Source organism: Stappia stellulata DSM 5886 (assembly GCF_000423705.1).
GTDB classification, from domain to species: domain Bacteria; phylum Pseudomonadota; class Alphaproteobacteria; order Rhizobiales; family Stappiaceae; genus Stappia; species Stappia stellulata.
In genome coordinates this window covers 965224-989260 of sequence record NZ_AUIM01000004.1, presented here as the reverse complement: position 1 = coordinate 989260, position 24037 = coordinate 965224, and the positions used below count along the sequence as shown (strand labels likewise).

The following is a 24037-nucleotide window of genomic DNA, read 5'->3' as shown; positions in this document are numbered from 1 at the left end:
AATGCGTATTTTTAGAACTTGAAATTGTATTGTGGTGTGTCTTGCATTTTTACAACCTGAAATTCTTTATGGCGAATTTGAGGGGTAACAGGCGGGGCCTCATCGGGGCTTGTCCGTCGCCTGGTGCGCCGCGGCCGACTTGTCGGGCCTCGTCAGAAGCGACAGGTGATTTTGTAAGGCCCGGCGGGGGGCTGCGCGGTCGGCGGCCGTTCCGGATCATGTCGCAAGCCGGGGGCGGCCCGACGAAGCCCGAGAGCTCCCGATCCGGTCGATCATCGACCGTCGATTAGGCTCACCTTCTGGCCCGGATGGCGTTCGAGCCGTCCGGCGAGTTCCAATTCCAGCAGGATCACGTGAACGACGCGGGCCTTCAGCTGCATATGGCGGATGAGTTCGTCGATTTCGACCGGCGCGCCGCCGAGTGCGGACAGGACTTTCCCGCGATCGGTATCGGCGACCTGGAGGGGAAGCGTTTTGTTCTCGCGCCCGGGCTCCTCGACCTCGATGGATGGCGGTTCGGGAAAGGGCCGACGGGGTCCGAGGCTGTCCAGAATGTCCTGGGCACTGGTGATGAGCGTTGCGCCGTCCCGGATCAGGCGGTTGCCCCCTTCCGAGCGCGGATCGAGGGGGGAGCCGGGGACGGCAAGGACTTCGCGGTTTTGTTCGGCCGCGAAACGCGCCGTGTGCAACGAGCCGGAAGCGCGCGCCGCCTCGATCAGTACGGTCGCCAGCGACACTCCGGAGATCAGGCGGTTGCGCCGGGGAAAGTCCCGGCTGCGCGGTTTCCATCCGAGTGCCATCTCGCTGACGACCGCGCCGCCTTTGTCCAGAATGGACCTGTGCAGGTCGCGGTTCTCGCCCGGATAGATCACGTCGACCCCGCCGGCCATGACGGCGATGGTGCCGCTGGCGAGCGCGGCACGGTGTGCAGCCGCGTCGATGCCGCGCGCCAGGCCGGACACCACGGTATAGCCGGCCTCGCCGAGACCCGAGGCAATCTCGCCGGCAAGCTTCAACCCTGCCAGCGAGGCGTTTCTGGCCCCGACCATGGCAATGGTTGCCTCTTCGGCAAGGCGGTCGTCGCTGCCGCGCACGCTGATCAGCGGCGGTGCACCGTCCACATATCTCAGGAGCGGCGGGTACCCGTATTCGCCCAGCGCGCGCAGGCGTCCCCCCAGTCGCTCGAGCGCCTCGACCTCATCCTCCGCGTCGGCTTGCGAAAACACACGGATGGTGCGCTTTCCGCCGCGCCGCGACAGGTCGGGCAGGGCCTCGAGCGCGGCTTCCGCCGATCCGGCATGATTGATCAGCGCGCGGAAGGTGACCGGCCCGACGTTTTCGGAACGTATGAGACGCAGCCATGCGAGCCGCTGCCGGTCCGTGAGCACGCGGGTGCGTGCCGGTTCGGACCGGTCGGCGCTCATCCCTTCTGTCCGATCCGGCCTTCCGTTCCCTTGAGCAGGCGGGAGATGTTCTCGTGGTGCTTGGCCCAGAGGATCACGGTGAGCACACCCATGAGCTCGGCAAGCTGGACGCGCCCGAAAACGAGATACAAGAGCACCGGCGTTGCAAGGCTTGCGACAAGCGCGGAGAGCGAGGAGTAGCGAAAGAGCACCGCCATGGTGACCCAGATCGCGGCAAAGGCGAGGGCCGCCGGCCAGTGCAGTCCGAGCAGGATGCCGAGATAGGTCGCTACGCCCTTTCCGCCGCGAAAGCGCAGCCATACGGGAAAAAGATGTCCGAGAAAGGCCCCGAACCCCGCGATCACCGCGGCATCCGGCCCGCCGAAACGAAAGGCGACGAGGACGGCGACCGTTCCCTTCAGCGCGTCGCCCAGAAGGGTGAGGGCGGCGAGATGCTTCTTGCCGGTGCGCAGGACGTTGGTGGTGCCGATGTTGCCGGAGCCGATCGCGCGGATGTCACCTTCACCCGCAAGCCGCGTGATGACCAGGCCGAAGGGGATGGACCCAAGCAGATAGCCGAATACAAGAGCGGCCGAAAAATAGGGCCAGGCGTGGGCCCAGCTGATCGGATCGGGCACGTGCAGCCTCCGGTTGCGCAATCGTTGCAAAGACTAGGACGGGAGCAGGCGTCCCGCAACCATCGTCTGGAGCACCTTGCCGGTAAAGCGGGCGTCCTCGAATGGGGTGTTCTTCGACCTTGAGCGTATCTTCGTCTTGTCGAGAACCCAGGGGCGGTCAGGGTCGAACACCACGATGTCCGCCGGCGCGCCTGCCGCAAGCCGCCCGACCGGCAGCCCGAGCCGATCCGCCGGATTGCAGGTCATCGCCGCCAGGAGCGTCATCAGATCGACATCGCCCGAATGCACGAGGCGAAGGCCGGCTGAAAGCAGGGTTTCCAGCCCGATGGCGCCGTCGGCGGCCTCGGCGAAGGGGTGGCGCTTGGTCTCGACGTCCTGCGGGTCGTGTGCGGAAACGATGACATCGATGGTGCCATCGGCCAGCCCCGCCACCATGGCGCGGCGTTCGTCCTCGCTGCGCAGCGGCGGCGCCATCTTGAAGAAGGTCCGGTAGGGGCCGATGTCGTTTTCGTTCAACGTCAGATGATTGATCGAGATGCCGGCTGTCACGTCGAGGCCGGCGGCCTTGGCCCGCGCCAGCGCCTCGACGCTGTCGGCGCAGGAAAGGGAGCGGGCATGATAGCGACCGCCCGTCAGCTTCGCGAGCCGCAGGTCGCGTTCCAGCATAATGATTTCCGCTTCGCGCGGGCTGGCCGGCAGGCCCTTCCAGCTGGCGTTCAAGCTTTCGTTCATCACGCCGGCGCCGGAGAGGTCCGGGTCCTCGGTGTGGTGCACGACGAGGGCGTCGAAATCGCGCGCATAGGTCATGAGCCTGCGCATCACGCCGGAATGGGTGATCGAATGATTGCCGTTGGAAAAGGCGACCGCGCCGGCCTCGCGCAGCAAGCCGATCTCGCTCATTTCCCCGCCGTCCAGCCGCTTTGTCAGGGCTGCCATCGGATGCACGCGCACGCAGGCCGTGTCGCGGGCACGGCGCAGGACGAAGTCCACCAGCGCCGGATCGTCGATGATCGGATCGGTATCGGGCGAGGTGACAATGGTGGTGACGCCGCCCGCCGCAGCGGCCAGACTGGCGCTCGCCAGCGTTTCGCGGTGTTCCGCGCCCGGTTCTCCCACCGTGACGTCCATATCGACCAGACCGGGGGCCGCGACGGCACCGGTGAGGTCGATGACACGCGTTCCCTCCGGTGCGCCCTGGTTGAGCGCCTCCGGGCCGGCCGCGACGATCACGCCGTCGGCAATCAGAACACCGCCCGGCGCATCGAGCCGGCGGGCCGGATCCAGCACCCGCGCGTTGGTGAACAGGATGGGGGGCTGACTCGCCTCGTTGGCCATATCCATCGTCCTTAGCGGTTCGGCAGATGTGCCGAGAGGGCCTCGAGCACGGCCATGCGCACGGCGACGCCCATCTCGACCTGTTCGCGGATCAGGCTTTGCGGTCCGTCGGCGATCTCGGGGTCGATCTCCACACCCCGGTTCATCGGACCGGGATGCATGACGAGCGCGTCGGGCCGGGCTGCGGAAAGCTTTTCGGCGTCCAGGCCGTAGTAGCGGAAGTACTCGCGCACGGAAGGAATGAAAGCGCCGGCCATGCGTTCGCGCTGCAGGCGGAGCATCATGACGATATCGGCGTCGGCAAGGCCTTCGCGCATCGTCGCGCAGACCTCGACGCCCATCTGGCGGATGCCGTTCGGCAGGAGTGTGGACGGGGCGACGACCTTGACCCGTGCGCCGAGTGCGTTGAGCAGGATGATGTTCGAGCGCGCAACGCGCGAGTGCAGGATGTCGCCGCAGATCGCAACCGTCAGCCGGGCGATCTTGCCCTTGTGACGGCGAATCGTCAGCGCGTCGAGCAGCGCCTGGGTGGGGTGTTCGTGCGCCCCGTCGCCGGCGTTGATCACCGAGCAGCCGACCTTTTGGGCGAGCAGATGCACCGCGCCGGCCGCATGGTGACGCACCACGATGATATCCGGGTGCATGGCGTTCAGGGTGGCGGCCGTATCGATCAGCGTTTCGCCCTTCTTCACCGAGGAGGACGACACCGACATGTTCATCACGTCCGCGCCAAGGCGCTTGCCGGCGATCTCGAAGGAGGATTGCGTGCGTGTGGAGGCTTCGAAGAAGAGATTGATCTGCGTGCGGCCCCGCAGGACGGCCTTCTTCTTTTCCACCTGCCGGCTGATCTCCACGGCGCTTTCCGCGCGGTCGAGCAGGGCAAGGATTTCGTGCGGCTGGAGACCTTCGATCCCAAGCAGGTGACGGTGCGGATAGGCATCCGCAAGGGGGGAGGTTTGTGCGCTCATTAAAGGCTACCCTATAGGCGCAACTGCGCGCGCGCTCAAGGGCGCCTTGGCAATGCCCACGCTTTTTGCCGACCGGGCCGGAAGCGGACGACGTTCAGACCGCGACGAGAAGCGCGACAGGCATCGTTATGGCGGCGGCGAGGGTTTGAAGGGTGAGGATTTCCGCCATCAGCTTGGCGTCGCCGCCCATCTGTCGCGCCAGCAGGTAGGAGCCGCCGGCGCTGGGCACGGACATGGCGATCATCACGGCGGTAAAGGCCGGGCCTTGCACGCCCATCAGGCTTGCGAAGCCGAATCCCAGCGCGGGCATCAGGGCCAGTTTCAACAGAAGCGCGGAGGTCAGCGCAGGGCCCGGGCGACGCAGCGCGTTGAGGTCGAGGCCGGCGCCGACGCAGACGATGCCGATCGGCAGGGCGGCGCTGCCGAGGATTTCCAGCGTCGACCATGCGAATCGCGGCAGCGGCAGGCCGGTGACATTCAGGAGCAGGCCCGCCGCCGTCGACCAGATGAACGGATTGCGGACGAGGTCGAGGAGGATTTTCCGGACACCGGGCGCGGGACCGCTGGTGAAATGCGACAGGACCAGAACGCAGATGACGTTGAGGAGCGGCACCATCGCGACGATGGCGACCGCCAGAAGGGCGACGCCGTCGGCGCCCAGCATTTCATCGGCAATGGCGAGCGCGACAAACGTGTTCCAGCGGGTCGCGCCCTGGAAGACCGAGGTGAACCGCGGACCGTCAATGGCAAAGGTCCGGCGCAGAAGCGGTTGCAGGGCGAGCGCGATTGCTGCCATGGCGACGACGGAGGCAACCAGCGTCGCGCTCATCTCGAAGGCGGGCAAGGCCATGAAGTCGGTCTGAGCGACGGTCGCGACAATGATCGCGGGAAACAGCACGAAATAGGCGATGCGCTCGATGCCGCGCCATTGTTCGCCGGTGATGATTCCCAGGCGCGCGACGAGATGACCTATGGCGATGACGAGCAGAACCGGCAGGAGCGCATTGATGACAACGCTCATTGTGGGTCGTCTCCGTCATACACCGCGTATCTGTCGCCCGTCGGGCCGGCTTGCTCGTCGGTGTCGCGGCGGATGCGCGCCAGCCGGTCGAGGCAGCCCTGGAGGATATAGGCGGCGGCCATCTTGTCGACGAGTTCCGCGCGCCGTGCCCGGGAGCGGTCGGCATCGATCAGCGTGCGGGTGACGGCAGCGGTCGACAGGCGCTCGTCCCATGCGGTCAGCGGAAGGTCGGTGAGCGGCAAAAGGTTGCGGGCGAAGGCGCGGGTTGCCTGAACGCGCGGGCCCTCGGAGCCGTCCATGTTGAGCGGCAGGCCGATCACCATGCCGCAGATCTCGTGTTTCCGGCAGATGTCGAGCAGGGCGGCGGCATCCACACCGAACTTCTTGCGCTTGATGGTCTCAAGCGGGGTCGCGATGCCGCGCCCGAGATCGGACAGCGCGAGACCGATGGTCTTCGTTCCGAGATCGAGGCCGATCAGGCGGCCGATGCGCGGCAGACGCGCCGCGAAGTCATCGTGGGAGAGGAGGGGATCTTGCGCCATGAGATGGCTTTAGCACGCGCAATCCTGTGCGAACAGGGAGCGGGATTGCAGGCGCGCCGCAACCGGTTAGATTCCGGGGGACACCTCGCGGCACTTTCCGCGACAAGCGACAAAAGGGAGACCCGTCATGAAGATCACCTATCTCGGTCACGCCGCCTGCCGTCTCGACATTCCGGGCGCCGCGATCCTCATCGACCCGTTCCTGAGCGGCAATCCGTCCTTTCCCGAGACGCTGAGCGTCGACGGCGTCAGCGCGGGCGTGACCCACATCTTGCTGACCCACGGGCATGACGACCACATCGGCGACACGCTGGAGATCGCGCGCAAGACCGGCGCGCAGGTCACCGCGAACTTCGAGATTGCCATGTGGGTGCAGTCGCAGGGGCATGAGAACATCAACCCGATGGGCTGTGGCGGATCGGTCGATGTCGGTCCCTTCACCGTGTCGCTGACCCAGGCGCATCACACCTCGTCGTCGCTCGCCGGGGGCTGGCCGCCGGTTTACATGGGTCAGCCGAACGGGCTGGTGGTGCGCGCAAAGGGGGAACCGACCTTCTATCACATGGGCGATACGGACCTCTTCGGCGACATGGCGCTGATCGAGGAACTCTATCGGCCGAAGGTCGGTGTCGTGCCGATCGGCGACCGGTTCACCATGGGCGCGAAAACGGCGGCGATCGCCTGCAAACGGTTCTTCGATTTCGAGACGATCCTGCCGTGCCACTACGGCACCTTCCCGATTCTCGACCAGTCTGCCGACGGTTTCCTTGCCGAGATGGGCAGCGATGCGGGGCGGGTGAAGGTCACGGAACCGGGCGGCTCTTTCGAGGTCTGACGACGGTCCCGGGCGCTGGACACGGTCTGAATGTTCACGTAATGTTCCATTTCCAATTCCAGCGTCCGGACAAGCCATGACATCTCAGATCCCGTTTCGCGCCAAGCTTGACGACTTCCTGCTCAGCCTTGCCCGCGGGGATCTCCTCGAGGCGATCGGGGCGCATTATGCGCCTGACGCGCGTCTCTTTGAAAACGACATCCTGGTTGCGCGCGACCGCGCCACCGTCTTGCGAAAGCTGCAGCCGGTCTTGCGCCGCTTCGCGATGGTGCGGGGCACGTTCGACGAGCTGACCTGCGAGCGCGATACGGGGCGCGTGCGGTTTTTCTGCCGCATCGACGGGGTGGACATCGACGGCCGGATCGTGCGCGAGGAGGTTTTCCACGCGCAGGTCTGGGCGGGCGGTGCGGTGGTGGAGGAGCGGCAATATCGTGGCGACGCGCTTGCGCGCCTGTTTTCCCGCAGCTTCGCGCCCAGCCGTCGCGGTCCGCTGCCCGCGTCGCGCGTATCGGCCCCGCTCCCGACGCCTGGCGCGGCGGTGATGGCGGTGCGCACCCTCGGTGCGTGAGGGCTTTTTCCGGGCCGGTCGTGTTGCGGGCGCCCTTTGGCTTGCGGGCGGCTTGATCGCGATGATATAGGCCTCCTGTCGAGGATGCCCTCGCGCGGATCGGTTCCGCTCAGGCGTCCCGGCTCCCGAGGCAATCCGGAGATCCCCATGTCCGTCGATATCGACACGGTGAAACGCGTTGCGCATCTTGCGCGCATCAAGGTCACGGACACCGAAGCCGGTGAGATGACCGGTCAGTTGAACACCATTCTTGCCTTCGTCGAGCAGCTGGACGAGGTCGATGTCAGCGGCGTCGAGCCGATGACCTCGGTCGTCAAGCAGGAGATGAAGAAGCGCGCCGACGTGGTCAATGACGGTGGCTATCCGCAGGACGTGGTCGCCAACGCGCCGATGTCGGAAGACAATTTCTTCATGGTGCCGAAGGTGGTGGAATAGGCCGTGACTGTTGCGATTGGCGTCGAGTGCCCGCTCACCGACGACATGCGCGCCCTGATCGCGGAGTTGAATGCCGCTTTGCTGGCGCTGACGCCGCCCGAGGCCTGTTTTCACATGAGTGTCGAGGACATGGCTGGGCGTGACACGACCGTATTCGTTGCCCGCAATGGCGACAGTGGCGATGTGCTCGGGTGCGGGGCGCTGCTGCGTCATCCGAACAGGGTCGGCGAGGTCAAGCGCATGTACACGCGTCCCGCCGCGCAAGGCCGCGGGCTCGGCGGGCGTATCCTGGCGCGGATCGAGGACCTTGCACGCAGCGAGGGTTTCACGCGACTGGTGCTTGAGACCGGCAACACCTACACGGCCGCGGAGCGGGTCTACCGGCGGGCCGGCTTCCGGCAATGCGGTCCGGTGCTCGGGTATCCCGACACGCCGTGTTCCGCCTTTTACGAAAAACAGCTTCTTTCCAACGCGTGACGCGAACAGCCCAGCGAGACGAAGACATGACCGAGCTGACGAAACTGACCCTGACCGAAGCGCGCGACGGGCTTGCAGCACGCGATTTCAGCGCCAGCGACCTCACCAACGCCTATCTGGGCGAGATCGCGGCCGGCAATCAGGCGTTGAACGCCTATGTGGCGATCACCGAAGACAAGGCGCGGGAGATGGCCGCAGCCTCCGACGCGCGGCTCGCCAAGGGCGAGGGCGGTGCGCTGGAGGGCATTCCGCTCGGCATCAAGGATCTCTTTGCCACCGAAGGCGTTCACACACAGGCGTGCAGCCACATCCTCGACGGGTTCAAGCCGCGCTATGAATCGACCGTGACCGCGAACCTCTGGGCCGACGGCGCGGTGATGCTCGGCAAGCTCAACATGGACGAGTTTGCCATGGGCTCGTCCAACGAGACGTCCTACTACGGCAATGTCGTCAACCCGTGGAAACGCGACGGTTCCGACGAGGCGCTGGTGCCCGGCGGATCGTCCGGCGGGTCGGCTGCCGCCGTCTCCGGTGCCCTGTGTCTGGGCGCGACCGCGACAGATACCGGTGGTTCGATCCGCCAGCCGGCGGCGCTGACCGGCACGGTCGGCATGAAGCCGACCTACGGTCGCTGCTCGCGCTGGGGCACGGTCGCCTTTGCCTCGTCGCTCGATCAGGCCGGGCCGATCACCCGGACGGTTCGCGACAATGCGGTCATGCTGCGCTCGATGGCCTCCGTAGACCCCAAGGACACGACCAGCATCGATGCGCCGGTTCCCGATTACGAGGCCGCCGTCGGCAAGTCGGTGCGCGGCTTGCGGATTGGCATTCCCAAGGAGTACCGCGTCGACGGTATGCCCGACGAGATCAACGCACTCTGGCAGCAGGGCATCGACTGGCTCAAGGATGCGGGGGCCGAGATCGTGGAGATCTCGCTGCCGCATACCAAATACGCGCTGCCGGCCTATTACATCGTCGCGCCGGCGGAAGCCTCGTCGAACCTTGCCCGCTATGACGGCGTGCGCTACGGATTGCGTGTCGATGGCGACGACATCGCCGACATGTATGAAAAGACGCGCGCGGCCGGCTTCGGCACCGAGGTGAAACGGCGTGTGATGGTGGGAACCTATGTGCTCTCCGCCGGCTACTACGATGCCTATTATCTCAAGGCCCAGAAGGTTCGCACGTTGATCAAGCGCGACTTCGACCTGTCCTTCGAGGCGGGTGTCGACGCGATCCTGACACCGGCAACGCCGGATGCGGCCTTCGCGCCGGGAGCGATCACCGATCCGGTCGCCATGTATCTCAACGACATCTTCACGGTGACGGTGAACATGGCCGGCCTGCCGGGGCTTGCGGTGCCTGCCGGGCTCAACCGGGACGGCCTGCCGCTCGGGCTCCAGCTCATCGGTCGGCCTTTTGGCGAAGAGACGCTTTACAGCCTGGGGTCGGTGATCGAACAGGCCGCCGGTCGCTTTACGCCGAAGCGCTGGTGGGCCTGACGCGCGGGCGCTCCGAACAGACTTGCAGATGAATGTTTCGCCGCCGGGGCAGCCCCGGCGGCGTTTTTCGTCGGTGTCAGCGGTTGTCCGGCTGTGAGCGGACCCGCTTCAGGCCCAACCGGGTGATCCGGTAGGGGCCGCTTCGGGACGAGGCGATGTAGCGCCGTCGCTTCAGCTTTCTGAAAAGGGCTATGTCCAGCCCCGGTGCCCGCCAGCCGTCACGTGTGACGCAGGTGGCAATTGCGACGCGGTTGCGTTCGTCCTTTTCGACGCGCAGATGACCGCCCTGGGCAAGCAGGTGAAGCACCCGCTGCTCGGCTTTCGAAATGTCCATGATTGTCCGGATTGTTGATGCACGGCTCCGCTGTCCGCAGCCGGAAACGCTTGCGGAGGGGAGCAGTCTCACGGCCGACCCTCGGAATTGGGCCGGCCCTATCGGGCCTCGCGGCGTCCGTGCATCAAGTCTCCATCGGTTTGAGACCGTTAATTGGATGGGCTTGCGCGGATTTTCAAGCCGTTTTGCGACCAATGCCGCATTCTGAACGGACGGTGTTGCAGGTGGAGCGCAGGATCGGTCGCAAAATCGGGCGTGTGACGCTTCGCTCCGTTTCCTTTTTTCCGTTCTGGCTCTAGAACTAGCGCCATGACACCGGCAGAATCGATTTCCGTCCTCTTCGGCCTTGCAGGCCTGGTCAATCCCTTTGCGCTGATGATCGGTGCCGTGCTCGGCTGGTTTGCCGATGCGCGCGCCAAACTCCTCATCGCCGGGTTTGCCGCCGCTGCCCTGAGCCTCCTGCTCGATGCTTCCATGAATCTGAGCGGCGTGCCGCCGGTGGGAGGCTACGATGGCGGCCCGCTGGCCGTTCTGCCCTTCCGTTTCGTCGGCGCAGCGCTTGCGGCCGCCTTCGTTCACGGCATGCGCAACCGCATGCGCGGCGATCGATAGGCGTTGCGGCGCGCGTTCTCCTTTTCCGACCCGGATGCGGGTCGCATCATGTCCGGTCAGTGAGGAAGTCTCATGTCACCTGCCGCGGTGTCCTACCTGGCGCTTGCCGTCGCCATCGTGTTCGAAGTCGTCGGCACGACGGCGCTACAACAATCCCAGCAGTTCACCCGCCCGCTGCCGACGATGGTCATGGGCGGATGTTACCTTGCCGCCTTCTATTGCCTGTCGATCGCGCTGCGGACGCTTCCGGTGGGCGTCGCCTACGCGATGTGGAGCGGTCTGGGTATCGTGCTGATATCGCTGGCGGGGGTCGTTCTGTTCCGCCAGGCGTTGGATCTCGCGGCCTGGATCGGCCTTGGCCTGATCATCGCCGGCGTCATTGTCGTCAACGTCTTTTCAAAGACCGTGTCGCACTGATATCGGCACGGTAGCGACCGACCGGCGATACGGAGACGGCCCCCGTATCGCTCCCTGTGCGGGAATTCGCCCGTCGCGCAACATGTGTCAGCGCTGCGCGCTCCACTCGGCGAAGAGGTCGCCGTTCGGGCAGTAATCCGGAGTTTTTTCCGCGCCGTCGGCATGAGCGTCCAGCCAGCTAGCGCATTCGCCCGGGCACTCGCATCCCATGCAACGGTTCGCGGCCGCGCGCAGGCTGTTTGCCAGCGTGATGTCGGCCGGCATGCCCTCGGTGGCCCCGACGGTCCGCATCATCCGGCCCATCAGGCCCGCCCGTTCGTCGAGCCGCTTCAGATATCCCATGCCTGTCTCCCTTGCGATGCGCTGCCGGCGCCCTGGACGCGCCGCTTGTGACTGTGTCCATCCTGAATTGGTTGCAGATGAAACGAATTGAGCCAGATCAAACCCTGCAGGCTTTTCAGCGCGTTTTCGCCGAATCTGGTAAGGTTGCAGCGTTCAGGAGCGCATACGCTGGAGAGTGACGATGGTCTCGCGCGTGTCGACCCCGACGGGCGTCGTCGCCGTTACGCCCGTCACCCGGCTTCCGCCGCTGTCTGTTGGCGATGTCATCGCCATGCGCGTGGCGCGCCACATGACCGATGGCGTCATGCGGCTTGTGTCCGGAAATCTGCAGCTCGACGTGGCTGGACAGGAGATGTTTCCCGTCGGCGCGCGGGTCGCGTTGCAGGTGGGGCGCGGATCGGATGGCGCACTGACATACCGGGTGGGCGCCACCGGCGATGCCGCCGCAGAACCCGGGATGCAGGCTGCGCCTGCCGCGCCACGTGAACAGGCGGCGCTTCAGCGTCTCTCTGCCCTTGCTGCCGAACTCGCGGCCCGCCAGGACGGACTGGCGCCTCTATACTCCGGCCTGTCGGCCGTGCGCGCGTCGCCCGCGGTCGCAACGCTGCCGCAACCGGTGGCCGCGGCCATGGCGGCACTGTTCGGCATCCGGCTGGTGGCCGATGACAAGCTCGATGGGGCCCGGCTGAAACGGGCGATCGCAACCGCCGCCGGTGCAACTGCAAGCGGGGGAGGGCGCGGCGGCCTGCCGGCGCTGCTTCAGGATCTCGGCGAGGCCTTGCGGGTCTTTTCAAGGGGCGGGGAGGGGATCGCGCGGGAGGGGACGCCGCCGGCACCGCCGAGCCTGTCCCGCCATCCGCAGCCGCAGACGCCGGGACGCGCCAGTTTGGAGATGATGCAGGCGCTGTCGCGCGGTGACTTGTCCGCCGCCGCGCTGTTGCTTCTTGGAAAAAGCGATGCCGCCCTTGCCCGCGTGCGGCTGTCCGGCCTTACCTCGCTCAAGGTGCTGGGCGATGGCACCGCAGCCGGCGATGGCATCGCCTTTGATCGCACGCTCGACCTGCCGTTTGTTCTGGGCACACACACGGGCGTGATCAACCTGCAGATCGGGCGCGATGACACGCCGGGCCACGATGGCGAGGGCGCGCATCCTGCCTGGCGGGTGCGCTTTGGCATCGAAACGGACGCAAGCGGACCGGTTGAAGCGGTGGTGGGGCTCGACGGAACCCGGTTGTTCGCGACACTCTGGGCGGAGCGCGGCGAGACGGCGTCCGCGCTTTCGGCCGGGATCTCCGGATTGCACGAAATGCTGTCCGCATCCGGGCTGGAGGTGGTCGAGCTTCGGGTGCTGCCGGGCCTGCCGGGAAATCCGCCCGCGGAATCCGGCCAATATGTGAACCAGGTCTCATGAGCAACGCCCCCGCTGATCCCCCGCAACCGCTTGCCGTTGCGCTTCGCTACGACAATGCCGGCGCGCCGCGCGTGACCGCCAAGGGGCGCGGCGAGGTGGCGGCGCGCATCCTGGAGACGGCCGCCGCCCATGGCGTCCCGATCGAGGAGGATGCGGCCCTGGTGCAGGCGCTGGCGCAGATCGAGATCGACGAGGAAATCCCCATCGAACTCTACGAGGCGGTCGCGGCGGTGCTGCGCTACATCCTGTCGATCAAGTGAGGGCAAGCGGACGGGGGTCACGGTCTCCGGCGGCGCAGCAGGGTCCATGTCCTGAGATCCGCGACGGTCTTGACGAAGACCAGCACGACAGCCCCGCACAGCAGCGCCTTCGACACCGTGCCCATCGTGCCCTCGATCAGCAGCGCATGCACCACGCTGCCCGCAACGGCGAGCGCCACAAGGCCGGTATGCGCCAGCCGCCAGACCCGGGGCCGGATGCGAAGCCGCCAGCCCAGCGCGGCCAGAAGGGCGGCTGCGAACAATGCCCACATGGCGATCACGCCCCAGGCGGAAAACGGGGTCGGCGAGGCGAAGAGAAGCGCGTCGATCACATCGGGCGGGCTGGTAAGCCAAAGCCCCGCGACATGAACCACGACCGCCGCGACCAGCGCGCCTCCAACCCATCCATGCAGGCGCCGGCCCCTTGGCGAGGGCAGGCCGGGCAGGGCGCCGCCGGCAAGCAGCGGCTGGAGAAGCAAAAGCGCCATCGCGACCACGCCCGCAAAGCCGGCGACGATATAGACCGGCTGGCGCCAGGCGATGAGCGGGCTTGTCGCCGCGATGGCGAGCGGCACGGCAATCACCACGCCAAGGGCGGCCCAGACAAGAGCCGCGCGGATCGAAGCCCGTTGGCTCACGCCGGCTGAAGCACGAAATTCGCGGCAAGCGTCGTCTCGTCGGCGCTTCGCATGACCGGGCGCAGGAAGACTGTCTTGAACCCGCCGCCGTCATGTTCGGCGTCATAGGCGAGATGGCCGTGCGGCTGGCCGAAGGCCGGCACGATCTGCGGCATGTCCATGCGGAATTCGCCGTTTTCGTCCGTCAGCGTCGCGCCGTGGCTGTGCGGGTCGCGCTCGTGGCCTTCCGTCGTATGCGCCCAGATCTGGATGCGCCTGCCGGCAAGCGGCGCACCGTCGCCGGCGCGCAGCACGGTGCCCCGCATCAGGAACCCGCCGCCGCCGATCCGCTCCACGACGGGCGCGCCGGGCCGGTAGTTGTTGGCCCCGCCGCGCATCGACGGCGTCGGCGCCACGCTCTTGGCCTGGGCCGGCACGATCAGGCGCGAGGCGCCCACCGTGAGCGCGGTGCTCGCAGCGGCCGCGCCGCCAAGAAGAACGGTGCGGCGGGTGGGATGGAAAAGGCTCGTCATCTCGCTCGCTCCTGTGGTGATTTTGTAACGCGGGCGCGAAACCGGAGGAGGCGATCCACGCGCGTCCAGTCTACGCGGGGGAATGTGGTGCGGATGAGGAGAAGGTCGAGGGCCGTTGCGTGGGTATCGCTAAAATCTTGCATCGTCACAAACATCCCACCCACCACCATAAGGGATGGACCTTTTCCCCGGTTTTGCGTAGGCAGTGCGTCAACGCCCGTGTTTATAAAATCAGGACCTGAAACGGCATGAGCATCGTCGACACACGCACTCCCGATCCGAAGAAATTCATCAAGGGCGCCACTGGCGACTGGGAAATCGTGATCGGGCTTGAGGTTCATGCGCAGGTCACCTCCAACGCGAAGCTTTTTTCCGGGGCTTCGACCGAGTTCGGGCGGGATCCGAATTCCAACGTTAGCCTCGTCGATGCCGCCATGCCGGGCATGTTGCCCGTCATCAACGAGGAATGCGTTGCCCAGGCGGTGCGCACAGGCCTCGGGCTGAAGGCGGCGATCAACCTGCGCTCCGTGTTCGACCGGAAGAACTATTTCTATCCCGATCTGCCGCAGGGCTACCAGATTTCGCAGTTCAAGCAGCCGATCGTCGGCGAGGGCGAGATCCTGCTCGAAATGGGCGACGGCGAAGACGTCACGGTCGGCGTCGAGCGCCTGCACCTGGAGCAGGACGCCGGCAAATCGCTGCACGACCAGCATGCGACCATGTCGTTTGTCGACCTCAACCGCTCGGGCGTGGCGCTGATGGAGATCGTCTCCAAGCCCGACCTTCGCTCCGGCGACGAGGCCAAGGCCTATCTGACCAAGCTGCGCACCATCCTGCGTTACTTGGGCACCTGCGACGGCAACATGGACCAGGGCTCCATGCGCGCCGACGTCAACGTCTCGGTGCGCGCGCCGGGCGGCGATTTCGGCACGCGCTGCGAGATCAAGAACGTCAACTCCATCCGCTTCGTCGGTCAGGCCATCGACTATGAGGCGCGGCGCCAGATCGGCATTCTGGAGGACGGCGGATCGATCGACCAGGAGACCCGCCTGTTCGATCCGGTCAAGGGCGAGACCCGCTCGATGCGCTCCAAGGAAGAGGCGCATGACTACCGCTATTTCCCCGATCCCGACCTCTTGCCGCTGGAGTTCGACCAGGCCTATGTCGATGCACTGGCAAGCGGCCTGCCGGAACTTCCCGACGACAAGAAGACACGCTTCATCGCCGATTACGGCCTGTCCGCCTATGACGCCGACATCCTGATCGTGGAGCGGGCCTCGGCCGACTTCTTCGAGGAGGTGGCCAAGGGGCGCGACGCGAAGCTGTCGGCCAACTGGGTGATCAACGAGCTGTTCGGCCGGCTGAACAAGGAAGGCCTCGACCTTGGCGAGACGCCCGTGTCGGCGGCGCAGCTCGGCGGGCTCGTCGATCTGGTCAAGGACGGCACGATTTCCGGCAAGATCGCCAAGGACCTGTTCGAGATCCTGTGGACCGAGGGCGGCGATCCGGCGGAGATCGTCGAGACGCGCGGCATGAAGCAGGTGACGGATCTCGGCGCCATCGAGGCGGAGGTCGACAAGATCATTGCCGCCAATCCGGAGAAGGTGGAGCAGGCCAAGGAAAAGCCGGGCCTACTCGGCTGGTTCGTCGGCCAGGTGATGAAGGCGACCGGCGGCAAGGCCAATCCGAAGGCGGTCAACGATCTGCTCAAGTCGAAGATCGGCATCGAGTAGCGCGAAGGGGCCGGGACAACGCCGGCCCTTGTCAGTCTCTCCCGCGCTTGCGGCGACGACGCGATGGCGTGCGCCTGTGCATGATTGTCTTGTCTCCGTAAATATTGCAGTGCAATATATGACAGGATGGCAAAAGCACATTTCGCTTGCCATCCAATTGCCGTGATTGCCCGGGATTTTCTCAAACATCTTGGTGGGATAGCCCTGTCCGCTCGATATCGCGACGGGCTGACGCGCGTGCGGGCCGATGCCTTCATGCTGCGCCAGCACACCAGCCGGCCTGCCGGCGGGCGCGGTTTGAACGACAGGGGCGTGCGATGCGATCGGAGCGGCAGTCCGCTCTTTTGACCGTCGTCGCGATTCTTCCCGCCGGATGCCGAAAACCGTTTCCGAGGTGCCAATAGCCGACATGCCGATGATCGACAAACGCCGCTTCCTGACGTCCAGCGCCGGTTTTCTCTCCCTTCTTTTGGGGAGCGCTGCCTTTCCCGCCTTCGCCCAGAAAGCGGTCGCCGATGCGCCGGAGGGTGCCGAGGCGCAGCCCGCGCAAGCGGGGCCGCCTTTCGACTGGAATGCGCTCGTCGCGCGGATGAAGGCCAAGGCGGGGACGGCCTATGCGGAGCCGGAATCGCGCCTGCCCGAAGTCGTCGCCGCACTCGGCTACGATGCCCATCGCGCCATTCGCTACCGTCCCGAACAGGCGCTGTGGGCGAAAGAGCACCGCAATTTCGAGCTTCAGGCATTTTACCCCGGCTGGGTCTTCGACCATCCGGTGGAGATCCTCGAGATCGTTGACGGGAAGGTCCGTCCGATGGGGTTTTCCGCCGACGACTTCGAGTACCGCGCGCCCCTCGATCCCGCCGACTTCCAGGTCTTTCCCGGCGCCGCCGGCTTCCGCCTGCACTATCCGCTCAATCGCAACGACTATCGCGACGAACTGATCACCTTTCTGGGATCCAGCTACTTTCGCGCGCTCGGCCGGGGCAACGTCTACGGCCTATCCGCGCGCGGGCTGGCCGTCGATACGGCGGCGGGAACGGAGGAGGAGTTTCCCCGGTTCACCCGCTTTTACATCGAGAGACCCGAGCGGGATGCGCGCCAGATCCGCTTTTATGCCGAGCTGGAGAGCCCGCGCGTTGCGGGCGCCTATGCCTTCACCGTCCTGCCGGGCGTGGAAACGCTTGTCGACGTGGAGGCCGCGATTTTCCTGCGTGGCGACGTTTCCCGGCTCGGGCTGGCCCCGCTTACGTCGATGTATCTGTTTGGCGAGAACGACCGCACGGGCTTCGACGATTTCCGTCCCGAGGTCCACGACAATGACGGCCTTGCCATGCTGCGCGCCAGCGGCGAACGCATCTGGCGGCCCTTGACCAATCCGTCACAGCTCCAGCTCTCCGTCTTCAGCGAGACAGACCTGCGCGGGTTCGGCCTGCTTCAGCGCGACCGGGTGGCCGACAATTACCTCGACACGGAAGCGTACTACGAGCGCCGGCCCTCACTCTGGGTCGAGCCGGTGGGCGACTGGGGCCCGGGTGCCGTCCTTCTGGCCGAGATTCCGTCCGATTCCGAGGCCAACGACAATATCGTTGCCTTCTGGATGCCTGAAAACGGGCTTTCGGCAGGGTCCGAGCACCGGTTGCGCTACCGCATGACCTGGGCGCGCGACGTCGAGGGAGACGTGCCTCTGGCGCGTGTCCTGCGCACGCGCACGGGCGCGGGAGGCGTCGCCGCGGTGGAGAACGATCAGGACATGCGCAAGTTTCTCATCGATTTCACCGGGGGCCCGCTGGAGGGGCTGGGCGAGGACGCGGCCGTGGATGTCGCGCTCCATGTCGGCAACGGCGAGGTGGTCCACAAGAATCTTTCGAAGATGCCAGGGAACGATCTGTGGCGTTTGATCGTTGATATACGGCGGACTGACGCCGACCAGCCGGTTGAACTCGCCGCAAGCCTTGGTTTTGAAGGCAAGACCCTGTCCGAAACCTGGACCTATCAATGGGGGCATGCGAGATGACGTCAGACATTCGTCATGGAGAACGCGCGGTCCGACCGGAGCCGAGCGCTGCGAAACCGTCTTTTTTCGACCAGTTGCGCCGCGACCTCGGTCGCCACGACCTTGACGACACAACGCTTGAACGCGCGGTCGCCGAGGCTGCCAGAGGTATCGCCGACGTGGACGCCGGGGCGCTCGTTGCACGTCTCAAGGCGGGGCAGGGGGACAGCGCCCTGCGTCGCCGGATCGCGGCCCGGCTTTGCCTTCCGGCTCCGCATGCACCTCTCGCGATGCCCGTGCAAAGGCTGGAGCATCCGCGCCTGGCATTGCTGCCGAAACTCGCCGGACTACGCTTTGTCTCCCGTCGTCGAAGTCTTCGTGAACGGTGAGGAGGCCCGTGACGCCCCCCTTCAAGCCTTGATGGGGAATTTTCGGATGCATTTGAGCCGGCGGATCCCGCCACATGCGTTTCTCGCGCTGACGTATCCACGTCGCGTCAAGTCTCAGTGGAGTGCCGTCGGATGAAGCCGGATGTGTCGAAATCCTCGTTCAGGGAAAACGTCTCCGTCGGCCTGCGCCGCACGGGTGCGATCGTTCTCACGCTTGGTCTTACGGTCGCGGCTGCGTCCATGTTCGGTTCGGTTGCCGTCGCCGACGGATTCGACTGGGTGGATGTGGTCCGCGTCTCGCTTGTCGCCTTTTGCGCGCTTTGGCTCTCGTGGGGCGCGTGCATCGGCGTTCTCGGGCTCATCTTCGGCCATGACAGCGTGCCGGTGCGGGACGGATTGCCCGAGGGGCGCACCGCCATCGTGATCCCGGTTTACAACGAGGCGGCGGATGCCGTTTTCGCGCGTCTGGACGCCATGTATCGCGCACTCGACGCGGCGGGCGCGCTCGACAGCTTCGATTTTCACGTGCTGTCGGACTCGACCCGTGAGGAAGCGGCGACCGCGGAAAAGCGGTTGCATCGCCGCGCGGTGACGGTGCTTGGCGCGGGCGGGCGACTGTTTTACCGGCACCGCTCCCCCAACACGGGTCGCAAGGCCGGAAACATCGCCGACTTCATCCGCACGAACGGCGGTGCCTACGCCTATATGCTGGTTCTCGACGCCGACAGCCTGATGAGCGCGGATACGATCGTCGAAATGGTCCGGCGCATGGAGACCGCGCCCGATCTCGGGCTGCTGCAGACGGTGCCGCGCATCATCGGCCGCAGAACGTTGTTCGGCCGGATGATCCAGTTCTCTGCCAACTTCTATTCGCCGGTGTTTTCGCGCGGTGTCGCCGCGCTTCAGGGCCGCCAGGGGCCGTTCTGGGGGCACAATGCGCTCATTCGAACGCGGGCCTTCGCCGCTACGTGCGGTCTGCCGGATCTGTCGGGAGAACCGCCCTTCGGCGGGCAGATCCTTTCTCACGACACCGTGGAGGCGGCAATGCTGGCGCGGGGCGGCTGGCGTGTGCGTCTCGATGCCGATCTCGACGGATCCTATGAGGAAGCGCCGGCGAATCTCATCGAATACGCCAAGCGCGACCGGCGTTGGTGCCAGGGGAACCTGCAGCATGCTCGCCTGCTGCTCGCACCGCGCCTTGCGTTCTGGAGCCGGATCAACATCCTGCAGGGGATCATGGCCTATCTGGCCTCGCCAGTCTGGCTCCTGTTCCTGACGGCGAGCGTCATAGCGCCTCTGTTCGCGCCGGCGCCGGTCTATTTTATCTCGGGATCTCCGTTTCCCCGCTTCCCTCACCCCGAAACGGAAAAGGGCCTGGCGCTTATTTTCGGGGTCGTCGGGTTGCTCATCTTGCCCAAGGCGCTGCTCCTGTTGCGTGCCGTTCTGACTCGCGACGTCACAAACTACGGGGGCGCGGGGCGCGCCTCCGTCTCGGCGCTCTACGAATTGCTGCTCGCCTCGCTGATGGCGCCGATCCACATGATGTTCCAAAGCCGGTCCGTGTTTCAGGTTCTGTCCGGTTCAGACTCCGGCTGGCCGTCGAGCGACCGCGAGGACGGGTCGCTCGACTGGGCGACGAGCCTGCGCTCGAGCTGGTGGATGGTGGTCTTCGGCATGGTGATGCTGGTGTTCGCCTATTCCTTTGCCTTCGACCTGCTGGCCTGGCTGCTTCCGGTGACCCTGCCACTTGTTCTGGCACCGCTGGTGATCCGGTGGACAGCCGCTCCGTCTGTTGGGGACCGCGCGCGTTCGAAGGGACTTCTCCTCACCCCGCAGGAATTGCGTGACGTCCCGGTGATCGCAGGTGCGGCACGGGCGCTTGCGACCTATCGGGCCAGCGATGCGGACCATGAGGCGCAGCGCAGCGCCGCCTGAAACCTCCCGGCCTTCCCCCTTGCGACGGCAGTGTCATCATGCCGTTACGCGAAAGTCATACCCGGCTCACCAGACAGGTTTTCAACGAGTCGGGAGAGACGAGATGCCTTCTGCGAGCAAGGTCCGGGGACGCGGGGCCCTGATCGGCGACGCCGTTCACCGGAACAGGGCGCTGTCCGGGGAGGGCGCTCTCGAACGGCTCTTCACCTGGGCCTTCAAGGGGCTTGTCTACCCGCAGATCTGGGAAGACCCGGAAATCGACATGGAAGCCCTGGCCATCGAGCGCGATCACACGATCGTGGCGATTGCGTCGGGCGGCTGCAACATCCTGTCGTATCTGACGGCCGATCCGCGCGCGATCACCGCCGTCGATCTCAACAAGGCGCATGTCGCGCTGACGCGTCTGAAGCTGACCGCCGCGCGGCAGTTGCCCAACCACGAGGCATTCTACCGTTTTTTCGGCAAGGCCGATCAGGCCGCCAATGTGGCCGCCTACACACGCTTCCTCCAGCCGCATCTGCACGGTGAGGCTCGCGCCTATTGGGAGGCGCGCGATCTCACCGGGCGCAGGCGGATCTCGCTGTTTGCCCGCGATCTCTACCGTCACGGCCTGCTCGGCTATTTCATCGGCTGGGGCCACAGGATCGCGCGGCTCTATGGCATCGACCCGAAGGATCTGCTCAAGGCGCGCACGATGGAAGAGCAGCGCAGCTTCTTCGACACGGCGCTCGCGCCGCTCTTCGACAAGCGCATGGTGCGTTGGGCGACCTCCAAGAAGGTCTCGCTCTACGGGCTTGGCATTCCGCCGGCCCAATACGAGGCATTGGCGTCTGCCGGCGATGACGGCATGGCGGGCGTGTTGCGCCAACGGCTGGAGCGGCTGGCCTGCGGGTTTCCGCTTTCCCAGAACTATTTCGCCTGGCAGGCCTTCGGGCGCGGCTACGCGGATGACGATGCCGGACCGCTGCCGCCTTATCTCCGCCGCGCGCATTTCGAGGATGTGCGCGCTCGCGCCGACCGCGTGAAGGTGGCCAATCGCTCGTTCACCGACCATCTGGCCGGTCAGCCGGACAAGAGCGTCGACCGCTATGTGCTGCTGGATGCGCAGGACTGGATGTCGGACGGCGCGCTCAATGACCTTTGGGCGGAAATCACCCGCACCGCGCGTCCCGGAGCACGGGTGGTGTTTCGCACGGCGGCCGAGCCTTCGCTTCTGCCGGGGCGGGTCGCGGCCCATATTCTCGAGCGATGGGATTATGACGCCGAGACGTCCGCAAGTTGCACGGCCCGGGATCGTTCCTCGATCTACGGCGGCGTGCATCTTTACACCCTCAGGCCCGCATGAGCGGGCAGGGGCTGCAACAGGACAGCGTTGCCGGTGCGGCGCTGATGGACCGTATCTACGGCTGGCAGCGGCCGATCTACGATCTCACCCGCAAGTATTATCTGCTTGGCCGCGACAGGCTTCTGTCCGAGCTTGCCCCGCCGGACGGTGGAACCGTGCTGGAACTCGGTTGCGGAACGGCGCGCAATCTCATCCTTGCCGCGCGGCGCCATCCGCATGCCCGGTTCTTCGGGATAGACCTCTCCTCCGAGATGCTTGCCGAGGCCCGAAAGGCAATCGCGAAGGCGGGGCTGGAACGGCGTATCTCGGTCGCGCAGGGCGATGCCACCCGTTTCGACACTTTGGGTCTCTTCGGCGTCGCGACGTTCGACCGGGTGTTCTTGTCCTATGCCGTGTCGATGATCCCGGACTGGCCGAGGGCAATCGAGGCGGGGGCGGGAGCGCTCGCCGGAGACGGCAGCCGGCTCTCCCTGGTCGATTTCGGTCGAATGGAAGCCTATCCGGGCGTTTTCCGCGCTCCCTTGCGGGCCTGGCTCGCCGCGTTTCATGTCAGCCCGCGCGACGGGATCGAGACGACCCTTGAGACGACAGCCGAACCCCTTGGGGGAACAGTGGACTGTCGCTCGCTCTTTGGCGGCTACGCCGTATACGCAACGCTTGCGCGAGTGCCGGCGCGGCCCAAAACGGCCTCCAGATCTCGCTCGACGACAAAGGACATGCGATCATGACACTACAAAACGTTCCCCTCTCCGAATCCCAAGAGCCGTTCGCGGCGGAGGTTCAGATCGTTCCTGCCACCGATGCGGATATTCCCGCAGCCGTTGCACTCTTGAGCGGAAATGCCGTTGGGTCGCGGGTCGGGGTCGAAACGGGAGATCCCGAGCCGTATCGCGCCGCGTTGCGGCGGATGCAGGCGGGTGGCGCGACGACGCTTTTTGTTGCCCGGCCGGAGGGCGCGGAGCCCGGCGTTATCGCCGGCATGTTCGAGCTCACGGTTCTGACGGGCCTGTCCTACGTCGGTCAGCCGCGCGCGAAGCTGGAGAGCGTGCATGTCGCGCCGGACTGGCAGCGCAGAGGCATCGGGCGCACGATGATGGCCTTTGCGGAGGCGCGGGCGCGCGCGCTTGGATGCGTGCTCTTGCAGCTCTCCTCGAACAAGGAGCGCGCCGGTGCGCACCGGTTTTACACAGCCCTCGGCTACGAGGCCTCGCATATCGGGTTCAAGCGGATGCTGTAGCGCTCCGCCCGCCAGTTTTTCCGTTCGACACACAGTCTCTCATGGAAGTGGTTGCGAACACGCGGCCGGATAAGGCTGACCGAAGCCGATATGCGGACCGAATGTCCAGCTCTTCCCGTCGAAACAGAACCGGACCCGAATATCGTTGTCATTGCCATAAATCAGGCCAACATCTGACGGGCCAAGGAGTTCCATTCCGTGAAACCTGCCGTCAAAAAAGCCCCGTCGCCATTCCGACACGGTGCCATCGTCGGATATGCCATATAGAGCAATTATGTCCTTGTGGTTCCCATAGAGGCGCCCGACCACATTGTCTCCAGACACGAGGCCATGTCCGTCTCCGTCTTCAATTCTGTATGTATTCCTTGAAAAACCATCAGGCTTTTTTGTGAATATATCAAAGATATCATTATCTCTTCCATATCGGACGACCGTGTGATTTTTCCCCGTGAAAACATCAACCCCGCAGTCGTACTCGTCTCCATCCTGAATTCGATAGAATGTGCCGCTCGATATATTGCTTTTGTCTTCCCCAACAATAATCAGATCCTTGTCTTCTCCGCCAATCCACGTGGTGAATGAAGATGAACCCGTTGAGCATTGCCAAAAAGGATCATTCATCGGTCCGCCGCGAACGATGCCCATGTTCGCGTCACAAAGCCTTGGATCGCCGTCCCCTCCCGTGGCCATCAAACCGCAGCCGCCAAGCGGGTTTCCCATGTCCCAGGTGTCGATTTGCGGGCCGGCATCGCTGGCGCATTTCACGCATTTCCCAAGGCGTCCTGCATGAGAAGACAAGGGTGCGAACGCTAGAAATACAGAGAATGCAATCAATGAAGCCTTCATTTTTCTCTCCGTTGCGACAATATGTTGAAAAATTCAATTTTTTATTTGTATATTACAAATAATACTTGATTTACCTTGCGTCATTTTATTTTAGCAAGATTGTTGATAACGCACAATCATTTGGTTCTGAGATGGCTTCCCCCGGGCCCGCTTTTCATGTCACGCCGGGGCGTTCATGGCACGTGATCGGGCGTCCATCGTTGCGGCCTCCTTTGAGCGCGTGATCAATTCAGGCTTTGCCGGATGGAACGTGGTTGCCTATGTCTAGCCGTGAGGGCGGAAAAATCCGCAAGCCTTGAGACCGACAGT

General features: G+C 65.0%; 26 protein-coding genes. 15 read left to right on the top strand and 11 right to left on the bottom strand.

The window, feature by feature from the left end:
* Positions 1-272: 272 nt before the first annotated feature.
* The 6 genes from dprA to ruvX form a co-directional block, all read right to left on the bottom strand.
* Positions 273-1424: a DNA-processing protein DprA gene (gene dprA / locus G572_RS0104770; RefSeq protein ID WP_029057499.1), complete on the bottom strand. Its 1152-nt coding sequence runs from the start codon at positions 1422-1424 to the stop codon at positions 273-275.
* A complete protein-coding gene (gene plsY / locus G572_RS0104765) occupies positions 1421-2041 on the bottom strand; it encodes a glycerol-3-phosphate 1-O-acyltransferase PlsY (RefSeq protein ID WP_029057498.1) in 621 nt (206 codons plus the stop codon). Before plsY ends, dprA begins: the two co-directional genes overlap by 4 nt.
* Positions 2042-2074: 33 nt before the next feature.
* Complete coding sequence (locus G572_RS0104760; RefSeq protein ID WP_029057497.1) at positions 2075-3376, bottom strand: dihydroorotase; 1302 nt, start codon at positions 3374-3376, stop codon at positions 2075-2077.
* A gap of 11 nt (positions 3377-3387) precedes the next feature.
* Positions 3388-4344, bottom strand: a complete 957-nt coding sequence (locus G572_RS0104755; RefSeq protein WP_029057496.1) for an aspartate carbamoyltransferase catalytic subunit — start codon at positions 4342-4344, stop codon at positions 3388-3390.
* A 94-nt stretch (positions 4345-4438) separates the two neighbouring features.
* A complete protein-coding gene (locus tag G572_RS0104750; protein WP_029057495.1) occupies positions 4439-5365 on the bottom strand; it encodes an AEC family transporter in 927 nt (308 codons plus the stop codon).
* Entirely contained in the window at positions 5362-5907 is a 546-nt protein-coding gene (gene ruvX / locus G572_RS0104745; protein WP_029057494.1) for a Holliday junction resolvase RuvX, read from the bottom strand. The genes G572_RS0104750 and ruvX overlap by 4 nt, the downstream gene beginning before the upstream one ends.
* 127 nt (positions 5908-6034) lie before the next feature.
* Between ruvX and G572_RS0104740 the strand changes: the two genes are divergently transcribed.
* The 5 genes from G572_RS0104740 to gatA all read left to right on the top strand — a co-directional run bounded on the left by G572_RS0104740 (position 6035) and on the right by gatA (position 9724).
* A complete protein-coding gene (locus G572_RS0104740) occupies positions 6035-6742 on the top strand; it encodes a metal-dependent hydrolase (RefSeq protein WP_029057493.1) in 708 nt (235 codons plus the stop codon).
* Positions 6743-6818: 76 nt separating this feature from the next.
* A complete protein-coding gene (locus G572_RS0104735; RefSeq protein ID WP_029057492.1) occupies positions 6819-7310 on the top strand; it encodes a Cif family virulence factor in 492 nt (163 codons plus the stop codon).
* Positions 7311-7457: 147 nt separating this feature from the next.
* Positions 7458-7745 carry an Asp-tRNA(Asn)/Glu-tRNA(Gln) amidotransferase subunit GatC gene (gene gatC / locus G572_RS0104730; RefSeq protein WP_029057491.1) on the top strand — a complete coding sequence of 96 codons (288 nt, stop codon included), beginning with the start codon at positions 7458-7460 and terminating at the stop codon, positions 7743-7745.
* A 3-nt stretch (positions 7746-7748) separates the two neighbouring features.
* On the top strand, positions 7749-8222 hold the full coding sequence (locus G572_RS0104725; protein WP_029057490.1) for a GNAT family N-acetyltransferase: 474 nt from the start codon (positions 7749-7751) through the stop codon (positions 8220-8222).
* Between the two features lie 26 nt (positions 8223-8248).
* Positions 8249-9724 carry an Asp-tRNA(Asn)/Glu-tRNA(Gln) amidotransferase subunit GatA gene (gene gatA, locus G572_RS0104720; protein WP_029057489.1) on the top strand — a complete coding sequence of 492 codons (1476 nt, stop codon included), beginning with the start codon at positions 8249-8251 and terminating at the stop codon, positions 9722-9724.
* A gap of 76 nt (positions 9725-9800) precedes the next feature.
* On the opposite strand, the gene G572_RS0104715 is transcribed toward gatA, so the two are convergent.
* The gene (locus tag G572_RS0104715) at positions 9801-10058 is read right to left on the bottom strand and encodes a YjhX family toxin (RefSeq protein ID WP_029057488.1); all 258 of its coding nucleotides are present in this window, start codon (positions 10056-10058) and stop codon (positions 9801-9803) included.
* Positions 10059-10367: 309 nt separating this feature from the next.
* Between G572_RS0104715 and G572_RS0104705 the strand changes: the two genes are divergently transcribed.
* Positions 10368-10670, top strand: coding sequence for a hypothetical protein (locus G572_RS0104705; protein WP_037545343.1), 303 nt, complete (start codon positions 10368-10370; stop codon positions 10668-10670).
* A 72-nt stretch (positions 10671-10742) separates the two neighbouring features.
* Complete coding sequence (locus G572_RS0104700) at positions 10743-11087, top strand: DMT family transporter (protein ID WP_029057486.1); 345 nt, start codon at positions 10743-10745, stop codon at positions 11085-11087.
* Between the two features lie 87 nt (positions 11088-11174).
* On the opposite strand, the gene G572_RS0104695 is transcribed toward G572_RS0104700, so the two are convergent.
* The gene (locus tag G572_RS0104695; RefSeq protein ID WP_029057485.1) at positions 11175-11429 is read right to left on the bottom strand and encodes a DUF6455 family protein; all 255 of its coding nucleotides are present in this window, start codon (positions 11427-11429) and stop codon (positions 11175-11177) included.
* A 181-nt stretch (positions 11430-11610) separates the two neighbouring features.
* On the opposite strand from G572_RS0104695, the gene fliK reads away from it, so the two are divergent.
* Both fliK and G572_RS0104685 read left to right on the top strand, forming a co-directional pair.
* On the top strand, positions 11611-12840 hold the full coding sequence (fliK, locus tag G572_RS0104690; protein WP_029057484.1) for a flagellar hook-length control protein FliK: 1230 nt from the start codon (positions 11611-11613) through the stop codon (positions 12838-12840).
* On the top strand, positions 12837-13100 hold the full coding sequence (locus G572_RS0104685; RefSeq protein WP_029057483.1) for an EscU/YscU/HrcU family type III secretion system export apparatus switch protein: 264 nt from the start codon (positions 12837-12839) through the stop codon (positions 13098-13100). Before fliK ends, G572_RS0104685 begins: the two co-directional genes overlap by 4 nt.
* Before the next feature lie 17 nt (positions 13101-13117).
* Here the strand turns inward: G572_RS0104685 and G572_RS0104680 are convergent, their stop codons facing one another.
* Together G572_RS0104680 and G572_RS0104675 are read right to left on the bottom strand one after the other, a co-directional pair.
* Positions 13118-13738 carry a ferric reductase-like transmembrane domain-containing protein gene (locus G572_RS0104680; RefSeq protein WP_208979014.1) on the bottom strand — a complete coding sequence of 207 codons (621 nt, stop codon included), beginning with the start codon at positions 13736-13738 and terminating at the stop codon, positions 13118-13120.
* Positions 13735-14250 carry a peptidase associated/transthyretin-like domain-containing protein gene (locus G572_RS0104675; protein WP_029057481.1) on the bottom strand — a complete coding sequence of 172 codons (516 nt, stop codon included), beginning with the start codon at positions 14248-14250 and terminating at the stop codon, positions 13735-13737. Before G572_RS0104675 ends, G572_RS0104680 begins: the two co-directional genes overlap by 4 nt.
* Positions 14251-14498: 248 nt before the next feature.
* Between G572_RS0104675 and gatB the strand changes: the two genes are divergently transcribed.
* The 6 genes from gatB (at position 14499) to G572_RS0104635 (ending at position 22882) form a co-directional block, all read left to right on the top strand.
* On the top strand, positions 14499-15983 hold the full coding sequence (gene gatB, locus G572_RS0104665; protein WP_029057480.1) for an Asp-tRNA(Asn)/Glu-tRNA(Gln) amidotransferase subunit GatB: 1485 nt from the start codon (positions 14499-14501) through the stop codon (positions 15981-15983).
* Positions 15984-16398: 415 nt separating this feature from the next.
* On the top strand, positions 16399-17997 hold the full coding sequence (locus G572_RS22525; RefSeq protein ID WP_037545842.1) for an OpgD/OpgG family glucan biosynthesis protein: 1599 nt from the start codon (positions 16399-16401) through the stop codon (positions 17995-17997).
* 500 nt (positions 17998-18497) lie between these two features.
* A complete protein-coding gene (gene mdoH / locus G572_RS22520) occupies positions 18498-20300 on the top strand; it encodes a glucans biosynthesis glucosyltransferase MdoH (RefSeq protein ID WP_037545335.1) in 1803 nt (600 codons plus the stop codon).
* 103 nt (positions 20301-20403) lie between these two features.
* Positions 20404-21645 (top strand): BtaA family protein, encoded by a 1242-nt coding sequence (locus G572_RS0104645; protein WP_029057478.1) that lies wholly within the window; start codon positions 20404-20406, stop codon positions 21643-21645.
* The gene (locus G572_RS22515; protein ID WP_051241608.1) at positions 21642-22373 is read left to right on the top strand and encodes a class I SAM-dependent methyltransferase; all 732 of its coding nucleotides are present in this window, start codon (positions 21642-21644) and stop codon (positions 22371-22373) included. The genes G572_RS0104645 and G572_RS22515 overlap by 4 nt, the downstream gene beginning before the upstream one ends.
* Positions 22370-22882 (top strand): GNAT family N-acetyltransferase, encoded by a 513-nt coding sequence (locus G572_RS0104635; protein WP_051241606.1) that lies wholly within the window; start codon positions 22370-22372, stop codon positions 22880-22882. The genes G572_RS22515 and G572_RS0104635 overlap by 4 nt, the downstream gene beginning before the upstream one ends.
* Before the next feature lie 39 nt (positions 22883-22921).
* Here G572_RS0104635 and G572_RS26180 read toward each other — a convergent pair whose 3' ends face one another.
* On the bottom strand, positions 22922-23728 hold the full coding sequence (locus G572_RS26180; RefSeq protein ID WP_156884468.1) for a hypothetical protein: 807 nt from the start codon (positions 23726-23728) through the stop codon (positions 22922-22924).
* Between the last annotated feature and the right edge of the window lie 309 nt (positions 23729-24037).